This is a genomic window from candidate division WOR-3 bacterium (assembly GCA_016867815.1).
Taxonomy (GTDB): domain Bacteria; phylum Hydrothermota; class Tepidihabitantia; order Tepidihabitantales; family Tepidihabitantaceae; genus UBA2258.
In genome coordinates this window covers 1-11,212 of sequence record VGIR01000091.1, presented here as the reverse complement: position 1 = coordinate 11,212, position 11,212 = coordinate 1, and the positions used below count along the sequence as shown (strand labels likewise).

Sequence of the window (11,212 nt, the reverse complement as noted above, 5' to 3'; positions counted from 1 at the left end):
ATCTTGACTTCGGTTTCGCCTTTGATCACTTCCTCTCCGATCGCATGCTGGTCGGCGTTCGGCGCGGGCCGGGCAGCGGTGCTCTCGGGCTTGGGCGACGCCGGGGTTGGTTGGGAAAAGAGAAGGGCAACAATGAGTAGCGTCATATCCTCAAGATAGGACGAATCTGAATGTGATTTCGCCCCACTGGTCCTCGGACTTGACATCGGGTCCCAGCGCCGCGAACTCCCATCCGCGCAGCGCGTCCACGACGACCCGGTCCAGGTCCGGGTAGCCAGAACTTGACTCCACAGTGGGCACACCCTTGACCTGTCCGTCGGGCTGGACCCAGATCCGCACCACGGCGGTGCCGCATACGCGGCGCTCGAGTGCCCACTTCGGATACCGCGGTACGAGTTTCTTGGTGATCTCGCGCTGGGAGATCGGCCCGGCGACGGTGAAGTTCGTTCCGCGGGTGACGGGGGTTTCCACCGTGGGCAGGTCCCGGTCAGCGCTGGCCGGCAAGCTGCGAGCGGCGGGCTTCGCCAGTTCGCGGTGTTCGATAGTCAGTTGCGCGGCGGGCTGAGGTATGCCGGGGACGCCGCGGCCGTCCCCGCTGCCCCGACCGGGCGCGCGGGTCATGGCGATTGCCGGCTGGGAGAGAATCTCGTCAGTGGACTGAGAACTACCCTTACCACCAAGGTAGATGAGGTCCATGGTACCGGCAGAACGGTCCAGTTCGTATCGGCTGAGATCGATCTTCGCCTGCGATGGGCCGCGGTCGAGCGCGGCCCGCAGGTCGATTGTTGGGCCGTCAGGGGTTCCGGACGGCGTGTAGCCCATCGAGGCGGCATCGACGAGTCCGGGTGCGTCGCCGCCCCCGATCTTTTGTTTGGGTATGACTTTCGCGACTTCAGGCCGACGTGTGATGTCATAGACGTTGACCTGGATGAGGTCTTCCCCGGGTTTGACCGCGGCCGGCTTCAGGTTGGAAAAGCCGAACATGCTCCCCAGGTGAACTACTGCCGAGAGGATGATAGCAATCCAAATCACCGGGGACCGACGATCCTCGGGGATGGTGATGTTACGGAGCGCGATTCCGTCGGGCATGGCTAGCTCTTGATCGTCAGTTTCTTCGTAGCGCAGACGATGCGCGCCGCACCTGCCTTCTTTGCCGCAGAGAGGACGTCGAGCACCTGGTTGCCGTAGCACTGCTTGTCGGCCCGGATCACGACCAGTACATAGGGGTCGCGGGCGACCTGGGCGGCGACCAGGCTGCCAACCTCCTCGAGCGTCGCGACCGGTTCGTCGTCAAACAGGTACTGCCCGGTCTTTGTCAGGATGATGCTGATGTCATTCTGGACCTCCCGCTGGCCGGTGTGGGCCTCAGGCACGTCGACCGGCGTGCGCGTGTGGGAGACGACCATGGGCGATATCATCATCATGACCAGAACCAGGATCAGGCCGACACAGGCCATCGGCAGAATGTCGAGGTTGGGGGCAGCTTTCAAGCTCAGGGTGCAGTCCTGGTGCGGAGCCAGGCGACGTCACTGGCCCCGGTCTGCTTGGCCATGTCCATCACGCGGACGACGGCATCATACAGCACGAGATTCTCGTTCGAGATGACGACCCGACGCTCGACACTCCGGTCAAGGAGGCGCGGAAGCAGCACGCGCAGGCTGTCCTCCGAGACCGTGATCTCGTTGAGGAGGATCCGGCCGTCGTTGGCCAGGAAAACGTTGGCCTTGATATCCGAGCCGGACGGTACAGCACCACCGGCCTGGGCCACCCCCGGGGCGGAGACGAAGATACCGTTCTCAAAGAAGATGGGCATCGCCACCATGAACCCGATGACGAGCGCGAGGGCGATGTCAACCAGCGAGTTGACGATGAGGCCGTCGTTCCTCCGGTGTTCTTCGTGCCGCCGGCGCATTTCAGAATCTCCAGCCCGTGTCCTCGGCCGGTCGCGGCCCGGGCGCCGGCGCTGTCTCAGCCGCTTTGCTGCCGGCCCTGGAACGCGCACGGCCCAGCATCACTATGACCCTGTCCGCGGCGGCCTCAAGCTGCATCGCCAGGTCGCTGGACTTCTTGTTGAAGTAGTTGTAGGCGAACAGCGTCGGTATGCCGATTCCCAGGCCCCAGGCGGTTGTCAGCAGGGCAACCGCAATGCCGCCGGCGACGACGTCCGGGCCGGCCTGCTTGGTGACGCTGATCTGGTTGAACGAGTTGATGAGTCCGGTCACGGTGCCGAGCAGTCCGAGCAGCGTGGCAGCGTTGGCAAGGGTTCCCATGCCACCGAGCAGGTGTTCGAACTTGATGCGCTCGTCGATGATGAGGCTGTAGCTGAGGTCGGCCAGTTCCTCGGCGTCGAGGGTAGCGTTCTCCAGCAGTTGGACGAACATCCGGCCCATCGGGCTGTTCTGGTTCTGGGCCCATTGCAGACCGGCGGAGAGGCCGCCGGACGAGAGTTGCCGTCGCAGTTCGCGCACCCCGGTAGCCGTATTGCAGCGGTTCCTGCGGAAGTATATGAAGCGTTCGATGACCAGCGCAAGCGCAGTAACCGACGCGGCAAGCAGCACTAGCATGACCGGGTCGAGCATCACCTGAAAAAGGTCTTTGCCCATTATCTTCATGGCTGATTGTCTCCTTTGTTTGGTGCCGGCAGCGGGGCGGCCGGGTCTGCGTCGGGGTCCGGCGGCCGCGCCTCCGGGGCACCGGGCTCGGCCGCGTCTTCGCCTTCACCCTCGGCGGCACCGAGCCGCTTGCGCGAAATGTCGGCGTTCTTGCGGGCGCTCTCCGCAAACTCCGACGCAGGGAACGAGTCGACGACTGTCCGAAAGTGCCTCAGGCTCTGCTCGTACGCGCCGGAATTGAAGTAAGCGGTCGCCAGGTTGAAGATGGCCCCGGCTCGCTGCTCGTGCTGCGGGAAGTAGTCGAGGAACTTCTGGTATGCCTGCGTGGCCTCGCGCCAGCTCATCATCCTCGCATAGGCTTCGGCGCTCAGAAGCTGCGCGTCGGCAGCGATGGGCAGGCCGGGAGAAGTGACCACTACCTTCTGGAGTTCGGCGATGGCCTGCACAAACGCGCCAGCGTCGAAGAGCAGTTTGCCCTTGTTGTACTGCCCCTCGGCTGCCAGTTCCGACTGCGGGAACCGTTTCAGGAAGTCGTCCATCACCGCGGAGTCCTCCTGACCGGCAAGGTAGTAGCTGGTCTCGAGGCTTCGACGGACGCTGGGAGTCTGTGCGTCAGCGGGGTAGAGGTCGACAAACTTCTGGTACTCGCGAACCGCATCCAGGTACTGCTTGCGGTTGTAGAAGCACTGCGCAATCAGCGCCTGCGACGGAGGGCCGAACTGCGAAAACGGGTAGCGCTCAATCACGAAGTTGAACATGCTGATCGCCTTGTCGTACTCCAGCGCTTTGAAGTAGGTGTCGCCGCTGCGGAAGGCTGCCTCGGGGGCCCTCGTCGCATCGGCCGGGAACCTGTTGATGAGTTCGCTCCACGCGTCCACCGCTTGACCGTAGTAGCCCAACTGGTAGTAGCTGTACCCGGCGTAGAAGTAGGCCGGGACCGTGGCCATTTCTTCGCCCGGAAAGGTCTTCTGGAGGGGTTCGAATACGTCCAGCGCCTTGAGGTACTCCTTCTGGTTGAAGAGGGAGTATCCGTAACCAAGATAGGCGCTGATGGTGAAGGCGGTGTCGCCGAGCCGGGCGTTGACCAGGTTCCTGAAGCCCCGCACGGACTCGTTCAGTCGCCCGAGATGATAGAGGCTGTAGCAGCGGCCGAGCCGGGCGTAGACCGAGATGTCGGAGCTGGCCGGGTGGGCGTATGCCTGTTGGTAGAAGTCATCGGCTTCGTTGTACTTGCGGTCAAAGTAGAAGCATTCGGCCAGGAAGTACAGCGTCTTGGCGCGCCACTCGGTAGAGTCGGTCGGGTAGTCGGTAACGTACTTCGCGCCGAGCGCCGCGCCCTTGTCGCACTGCCCCGAGCTGCTCAGACAGAGCAGCAGCATGGCGCAAGCAGGTTCGCGCAGACCGGTGCCGCCGTGGCTCGCCAGGATCGTCTCGAACTGCCGCGCGGCACTGCCGTACTGGCCCAGCTGGTAGTAGATGACCCCGGACATGTAGTTGCCGGTGCCGGCAAGGTCGCCGGTCTTGAACATCGTCGCCAACTGACTGGTGCCGAGCAGGGCCTGGGCGGTGTCCGCAGTTGCCAGTACCGCCCGCGAGAGTTGGAGGTCGGCGTACCCGCTCACCCGCGTCCGCGAGTAGTTGGCGCGGACGCGCTGGAAGCGCTCAACCGCCGGCTGCGCCTGACCGAGCGCCATGTCCGCGCAGCCGATGAAGTAGTTTGCATGCGCGGCCAGCACGCTGTTGTCGCTGCTCACCAACGGCGTCAGGTTGTCGATTGCCGACGCGTATTGCTTCTGCGCGATCTGCGCGCAACCGAGGAAGTAACGGGCATAGTCGGCCAGCGGCGAATAGGCGAAGTTGTCGGCGAAGAACTGGAATTTGGCCTGCGCGCCATCGTAGTCGTGATTGATGAACAGCGCCTGGCCGGCGGCGAAGTGGGCCATCACCGCCAGCGACGTATTCGGCACGTCGTCAGTGACCGCCCTGAATTGGAGCAGTGCGGGCAGCGGCTTTCCGGTGGCCGAATAGACCTTGCCGAGGTAGAACTTCGCCTCCGGCAGTTTGAGGCCGTTCAGCTTGGCCGCCGCCTGATCGTAGTTCTTCAGGAAGTAGTACAGCACTCCCAGCGCGAAATTGGTGCGGTCGTCCGTGTCGTAGCCCTGCTGCTTCGACAGCTGCTCGAGTGTGATTCGCGCCTGTTTGAAGTTGCCTCGCATCATCTCGGAAATGGCGATCCCGTACATTGCCTCCGGTTTGATGTAGGGGTGATGCGGCCTGCCGAGCAGCTGGTTGAAGATGTCGGCAGCGCGGTCATACTGGCCGAGGTTGAAGTACGTCTCGGCGAGTGCGTAGCGCATCTCGTCGCCGAACTCGCTGGAACCGAAGTCACGAACCAGCGCGTTCAGGTCGGTGTTGGCCTTCACGTAGTTCCGCTGTCCTATCGCTGCCTGAGCCACGTTGTACCGTTCGGCGAGTTGATGTGACTGCTCTGGCGACAATGCGCCGGCGAGCAGAACGGTGATCAGGACCTGGACCATCGTCACCTTATCGGTCTTGAGGTCGGATCTCGAGTTTGCCCGTGGGACCGCTGGTACGGATGCGAGTGAGCGGGGCGGAGAACGAGAGTGGACGGTTGCGCACGTCCACAACCACGATGCTGTAGCTATAGCTGCCGTCCGCGACCAGGCGGCCGTCGTCGTCGAGGCCGTCCCATGTCATTCGCGCCGGTGGGGCATCCCAGCCGCTGAAATTGCGCACCACTTCGCCGTACTGGTTCTTGACCACAACCTGCCAGCGCCTGGAACTCGCCCGCGCCATCAGCCGCACGTCCATCCAGAGCACGTTTGACCTGTCTTCAGGCGTCGGCCGGAAGAGAGCCGGCTGGGCGTCAATCCAAACCCGGTATCCGGCGAAGTTCAGGAAAACGCCAATCTTGTGAGTGGGGGCAAGCGTATAGCCGGACGGATAGTGCAACAGGAATGCGTAGTCGGCGCCCACGGCCATCTTGCCCCAGACTTTGTTTACGCCCAGACCGACGCTAATCTCATTCGCGTCGAGGCCGAAGCGGGGAATGAGCAAGTCGGGCAGCACCTCGAACTCGATCCCGCCGTGGGGGGTCAGGCTGCGGCGGGAGCTACTCGCGAAGTCCTTTACGACCAGGTCGGCGGCGAGCCGCACGCGGTCGTTGACCAGCCGAACCGCGGCGCCGGCCCGGAGGTTTCGGGGATAGTAGTCCGTGCTATCCCTCAGTCTGACAGCCGGCTGCAGGAGGTTCTGCAGGACCAGGCCGAAGCTGAGCGGGCGCGGCAGCAAGATCAGCGCTGAGACATCGGCGCCAACTCCCACGCCGGAGTAGACGGCGATGTTCTTCGTGATCAGCTTGAGGTTGGCGCCGAAGCCGAGGAAACGCCAGGGGTTATAGGCGTACGAGGCGATGAGGGCGTTCTCCATGAAGAAGTAGCTCTGCATCCGCTGGTTCTCGGGACTCCTCGCATCGATCCCTTCGGAGCCGAAGTTGAGCAGAGAAAAGCCGAAGGTCCCCGCTGCCTTGGTGGGCAGAGCCCAGCCGACGTACTCCAGTCGGGCTCCGTACAGCTGGGAGTGTCCCATCATCACTTCCTGGGCATTGAGTTGGTACAGCCCGGCCGGGTTGAAGTAGCCGGCCTGGATGTCATCCGCGATCGCGGTGAATGCTTTGCCCATGCCCAGGCTCCGCGGGGCGATCGCGTAGTTCAGGAACTCGCCGGCCGAGCCGCCCTCTCCCCGAGCGACTGAACAGGCAGCGACGAGGCCGACGGCGACAAGAAGAGCTCTTCTCACCAGACGACTCCTACCCGGTAAAGGCTCCTGAAGTCAATGCTGGTGGTGGTCGTGCCGAGGACCTGGATGACGTAGATACCGCTGGCGACGCGCTTGCCCTTGTTGTTCGTGCCGTCCCAGTAGATGGTGTTGTCTCCGAACTGGGCGCCCGGTTCTCCCTGGCTGAAACTCCGCGTCCACACTCTGTTGCCGAACGGGTCGTATATCCTCACCTTGACCGACACCGCCTTCTGCAGGCTGTAGAAGATCAGCGTTCGGTCCTGGTTGATGGATCCGAACGGATTGGGGAAGGCGAACAGGCTGTCGGAAAGGTGTTTGACGTAGATGCCGATAACCGCGATGGCGTTGTCCGATGTGATCCTGATGGAATCCTGCTCCGATGCCGGGCTGGGCGTGCAAACGAAGTGGGCGGTGGCATACCCGGCAGTATCGGTCAGCAACTCAGGCTCGATCATCGTACCGGTGCCCTTGACGACCGAAGTCCGGACAAGCGCTGCGGGAATCTGTTCTCCGTGTACGTCAACGACTCGGATCAAGACTTGAGCAGTCTCGCCGGAACGAACCGTATCCGGCGCTATTGCGGAAAGCGACGCCCCGCGGGCGCGGACGTCCAGGTAGGTGATGTAGGACTCGGCTCCAGTCAGGCTGTCCCGGACCCACAGCGGGCGGTTTTCGCCGCGCTGGTTGAACTGGAAAGAGAAACGGACGGAATCGGTGAGTTCGTTTGCAGACGGCGTGCACGAGTCTTTCACGTCCGAACGCACGAAGACCGTATCTCCCAGCCCGTCTCGTGGATTCCAGAACGAGTCGCAGGCGTAGACGTTGACGCCGAAGGGCTCGCGCAGGTACTGCGGGGACGGAGTTCCTTCCTTGCCTGGCAGGGATTCCAGTGGTGACGTGTCACCCGGCATCAGGACCTCTCCCGGCGCGATAAGCAGCATGTTCTTGTACGGCCCGGGGCGGACGGTCACCGGTGACGAGATGTCCTCAAGCAGCGACCTTGCCAGCTTGGCGGTGATGTGACGTTCGCCGGCAGCGTGCATAACTATGGGGAAGGAACCAGTTCCATTTGGCAACCGGCCACCGGCAGGCAGTCGGTCGAACCGGTTGTCCGAATCCAATTCGACACTGTCGTTGCTCTGGTCCACCTGGTTGAACCAACCGTCGGTCCGGTAGACCTCGAAGGAGAACGAGTCTCCTGCTGTCTGCTCGTCGGGAGACCCGGCGCGACCTCCGGTCAGGCCGGGCGTCAGCTGCTCGCCGGGCAGGATCACCATGAGCCTCTTCGGCGCGCCCGGAAGCACCTCGAAAACCTCGCTTGTTCCCGATACCGTGTCCCTCGAGCACCGCAGCGCCAGGCTCTCGGCAATGGTTACTACAACTCTGCTATTGCAGATACCATCATTGAACTGCACATACGAAGGGTATACGAACTGGTCTCCGAGAGTGGTCGAGAGAAGCGCTATGCCGTTGAGCGGATAGCTGTTGCCGCTGTCATCCATGGCGAGGATGACGACGTCAATCGACTCGCCAGCGTACTGCGGCGAGTCGATGCTCTGCCACTCGAAGGAAGTCAGTACGGCGGGTTTGTAGAGAGAGACCGGTTCATCCCCAGCTGTGAGCCCGATCGGGCCCGCACTGAGCAGGAGCAGTAAGCCCACTGTCACGCTCATGAAGCGCAACATTCTAGCTGTCAGCCCCTGATTGTCAATCGGGGATTGGGCCACCCAATCCGGACGTGGCGAGATGATATTGGTCCTGCTGGCGTGGAGCAACGTGCCTCCCGGCCGTCCGGGTTCGCCTCTTCGGTCAGGCCGACGGCGGTGCTCGGCACTGCACTCTCGCACTTGAGGGAGGCGCCTTGCTGAGGACACACTTCCGGCTGTGCGGCAGGGCTCTGCTCTGCTTGACAGACGGGGGCCGGCGTCTACTCTCCTGCTGTGTGAGCTTCACCGCTGCTTTCGCCGGCCGAGCCGAGCCCGGGATGCGTCACGCGGCAGCGAGGGCTCTGGTGGCTGCGGCTGCGGGCATCCTCCTTGGTCGGCTGGTGCCGGCCCCTCTCTGGCTGGTCGCCCTGGTGGCGGTGGTGGCCGTCGGACTGGCACGGGTGAGCCGCGGATGGTCGCTCTATCTTGCGGTCGGCGCTGCTGCCATGGCCTGCGGCCAGGTTCGAGCACCGGGGCCGGTGGATCCGCGCGTCTACGCGGCGGAGCGGTTTGAGGGAACGGTCGAGTCCGAGCCTGCGCCAGGTGTCGCACGCCGGGCGGTCGTTTCCTTGTCGCCGCCGTTGCGTGGAAAGGTGACCGTGTGGCTCAGGGATAGCGCGGCCGTGTTGCGGTCGGGCGATGTGGTGATGGTCGGCAGTCGCATCGAGCCCCTGGACAGGCCGCGCAACCCGGGTGTGCCGGACTTCAACTCGGTTCTATCTGCTCGAGGTTTCGTGGGCAGCGCATCGGCCCACGCGGTCACTGTTCTGGCTCGGGGCAGGGGATCGGGCGTCCGCAACCGGCTGGTCGCACCGGTTCGGTCCTACATCTTCGGCGTCATCAACCAGGTGCTGCCGGGGAACGAGGGAGCGCTGCTCGTGGGGCTGCTGCTCGGGGGAAGCCAGGGCTTGCCCAAGGACGTGCAGGAGGCGTTCAGGGATGCAGGTCTCGTGCACATACTGGCCGTCTCCGGCATGAATGTCAGCATCGTGGTCGGATTCCTCTGGATTCTGCTCTCGGTGCTGGGCGTGCGCGGCTGGTGGAGGTTCTGGGCCGGGGTCGCTGGCGTGGTCTTCTACCTGCTACTTGTCGGTTGGTCGGCGGCCCCGGCACGTGCCGGCCTGATGGCCTGCGCCGTCCTGCTCAGCGCACCGACCCAGCGCAGGCTTTCGCCGGTCGCTTCGCTTTGTGCGGCCGGCATCCTGTTGTTGCTCATCGACCCGGCGATGCTATTCGATGTCGGAGCCCAGCTTTCCTTCGCCGCCACGCTCGGTATTGTCCTCATTGCCGGACCGACTCAGCAGCTGGCGGGGCGTGCGGTTCGCCTGCGATGGTTCAGCCGCTGGGTGCTGGCGCCGGTGGTTGTCTCGGTGGCGGCGACGCTCTTCACGGCTCCGCTGCTTCTGCACCATTTCAGCCGAGTCCAGCCGCTGGCCTTCGCGACAAGCGCCGCGGTGATTCCGCTGGTTGGCCTGGCGATGCCGCTTGGCATCGTTGTTCTGCTGGCGAATCTAGTGAGCCACTGGCTGGCTGCTGTTTTCGCTCAATCGCTCTGGCTCGTGCTGTGGGCTCTGCTCCAACTGACCCTGTTCATGGGCAGGTTGGACTGGGCGATATGGGAGCCGGGCCGGCTATCCTGGTTCTGGGTTGCTTGGGCTTACCTGCTCGGCCTGCTCGCCCTGAGGGCAAATCGGGAGCGCGTCCGCACCGGCTTCGCAGTGCTTCTCGTGTCCGGCTTGTGCGTGATGGCCTGGGAGGGGGTACTGAGAAAGCCGGGCAACTCGGCCACGTTTCTCGACCCGAAGCAGGGCGACGCGATCCTGCTGGAAGACAGCCTCGGCCACAGGATTCTCTTCGACGCCGGGGTCAACGGTACCGGGGTATTGCGCGACTACCTGCGCAGCCGCGGCATCCACCGGCTGGACGCGGTCGTGGTCACACACCCTGACAACGACCACTACGGCGGGCTGCTGGACCTGCCCCGGAGCTTCCGGGTGCGACGACTGCTGGTGCCGACGACCGAGAGCCGGGACCCGGACTACCAAGGTCTCCTGACACGGCTGCACGCGAGAGGAACAGAGGTCGTCGTAGTCGGGAAGGGAACCCATCTGACCGGGTCCGGGTTTCAGGTGGACTTCCTCTGGCCGGATGACGCGACTAGGGCGCGTTTCCTCGCCGGCGCGGCCCGCACCAATGACATATCGCTGGTTGCGTCCGTGACGCTGGGCAAGTTCAAGATGCTGCTGCCCGGCGACCTCGACAATCCGGACCTGCTCGCCGGCGAAGACCTGCGAGCCGACCTGCTGAAATCCCCGCACCACGGCAGCCTGAAGGGTAACCCGCCCGCCCTCTACGAGCGTGTACGACCGGACTATGTTCTGGTCATGGGCAGATATCCCACTCCGGCGAGACTCGAACCGCGGTTCAAAGGAACCGGGGTAGACTACGTGAACACGCGAGTCGACGGCGCGGTCACACTGCGGCTGGGCGAAGGGAGACCGAAGATCCAACGCTTCTTCGCCCGGTTGCCGTTGCCTGCCGAATAGCCGGCCGTCCCGGTCCCCACCCTAATACCCGGGCCTGCGTTGTCCTTGACCAGTTCGACACAAGAGTCCTAATCAAGCGTGGTCGTCAAGGTAGAAGTCCACAACGACGGCGAGCAGTGGTGCGCTCGCGCAATCGGTGCTGACCTTCTCACCTGCGCACCAACGCTCGACGAACTGATGGTCGAGGTAAAGGACGCCGCGGCCTGCCACTACCACGACCCAGTGCAGGCCGGCCAGACCTCAACCTAGACCCTAGCCTCTACCTCAACCTCGCGGCTCGGCCGCGTCATGCCCCGAAGCTCCCCGAAATGGGGTTCCTGTCAGTATCTTGACGCGTATCGGATGAGGATGTCCCTGTCTTAGTTGAAAATCAGTAGCGGTTCCCCTGCCCGGATGGTAGCATCTGGGTTGTTTGAATGTTACTAATCAGAGCATAAAATGTTTGACATGGGAGTCGGTTTGGTGTATACTGTGAGTAATGAGAGAAGACGATACTCGGCGTCTATCGCCGGCGGCTTTGGATGTGCTG

9 protein-coding genes are annotated in these 11,212 nt (G+C 63.4%); 2 read left to right on the top strand and 7 right to left on the bottom strand.

Features of this window, described 5'->3' with window-relative positions:
- Window positions 1-150: 150 nt before the first annotated feature.
- The 7 genes from FJY68_11635 to FJY68_11605 are packed head-to-tail and all read right to left on the bottom strand — an operon-like array spanning window position 151 to window position 8,116.
- Complete coding sequence (locus FJY68_11635) at window positions 151-1,089, bottom strand: energy transducer TonB (protein MBM3332478.1); 939 nt, start codon at window positions 1,087-1,089, stop codon at window positions 151-153.
- A gap of 2 nt (window positions 1,090-1,091) precedes the next feature.
- Complete coding sequence (locus tag FJY68_11630; protein ID MBM3332477.1) at window positions 1,092-1,490, bottom strand: biopolymer transporter ExbD; 399 nt, start codon at window positions 1,488-1,490, stop codon at window positions 1,092-1,094.
- Window positions 1,491-1,492: 2 nt separating this feature from the next.
- Window positions 1,493-1,912, bottom strand: coding sequence for a biopolymer transporter ExbD (locus tag FJY68_11625; GenBank protein MBM3332476.1), 420 nt, complete (start codon window positions 1,910-1,912; stop codon window positions 1,493-1,495).
- A gap of 1 nt (window position 1,913) precedes the next feature.
- Window positions 1,914-2,612: a MotA/TolQ/ExbB proton channel family protein gene (locus FJY68_11620; protein MBM3332475.1), complete on the bottom strand. Its 699-nt coding sequence runs from the start codon at window positions 2,610-2,612 to the stop codon at window positions 1,914-1,916.
- Window positions 2,609-5,149, bottom strand: a complete 2,541-nt coding sequence (locus tag FJY68_11615; GenBank protein ID MBM3332474.1) for a tetratricopeptide repeat protein — start codon at window positions 5,147-5,149, stop codon at window positions 2,609-2,611. Before FJY68_11615 ends, FJY68_11620 begins: the two co-directional genes overlap by 4 nt.
- A gap of 7 nt (window positions 5,150-5,156) precedes the next feature.
- On the bottom strand, window positions 5,157-6,431 hold the full coding sequence (locus FJY68_11610; GenBank protein ID MBM3332473.1) for a hypothetical protein: 1,275 nt from the start codon (window positions 6,429-6,431) through the stop codon (window positions 5,157-5,159).
- Entirely contained in the window at window positions 6,428-8,116 is a 1,689-nt protein-coding gene (locus FJY68_11605) for a hypothetical protein (GenBank protein MBM3332472.1), read from the bottom strand. Before FJY68_11605 ends, FJY68_11610 begins: the two co-directional genes overlap by 4 nt.
- 257 nt (window positions 8,117-8,373) lie before the next feature.
- Between FJY68_11605 and FJY68_11600 the strand changes: the two genes are divergently transcribed.
- Both FJY68_11600 and FJY68_11595 read left to right on the top strand, forming a co-directional pair.
- Window positions 8,374-10,683: a ComEC/Rec2 family competence protein gene (locus FJY68_11600; protein ID MBM3332471.1), complete on the top strand. Its 2,310-nt coding sequence runs from the start codon at window positions 8,374-8,376 to the stop codon at window positions 10,681-10,683.
- A 78-nt stretch (window positions 10,684-10,761) separates the two neighbouring features.
- Window positions 10,762-10,932, top strand: a complete 171-nt coding sequence (locus FJY68_11595) for a type II toxin-antitoxin system HicB family antitoxin (GenBank protein ID MBM3332470.1) — start codon at window positions 10,762-10,764, stop codon at window positions 10,930-10,932.
- Window positions 10,933-11,212: the final 280 nt, after the last annotated feature.

Coding starts and splice junctions, on each gene's coding strand:
- FJY68_11635 (MBM3332478.1), bottom strand. CDS start 1,089: ATGCCCGACGGAATCGCGCTCCGTAACATCACCATCCCCGAGGATCGT.
- FJY68_11620 (MBM3332475.1), bottom strand. CDS start 2,612: ATGAAGATAATGGGCAAAGACCTTTTTCAGGTGATGCTCGACCCGGTC.
- FJY68_11615 (MBM3332474.1), bottom strand. CDS start 5,149: ATGGTCCAGGTCCTGATCACCGTTCTGCTCGCCGGCGCATTGTCGCCA.
- FJY68_11625 (MBM3332476.1), bottom strand. CDS start 1,912: ATGCGCCGGCGGCACGAAGAACACCGGAGGAACGACGGCCTCATCGTC.
- FJY68_11605 (MBM3332472.1), bottom strand. CDS start 8,116: ATGTTGCGCTTCATGAGCGTGACAGTGGGCTTACTGCTCCTGCTCAGT.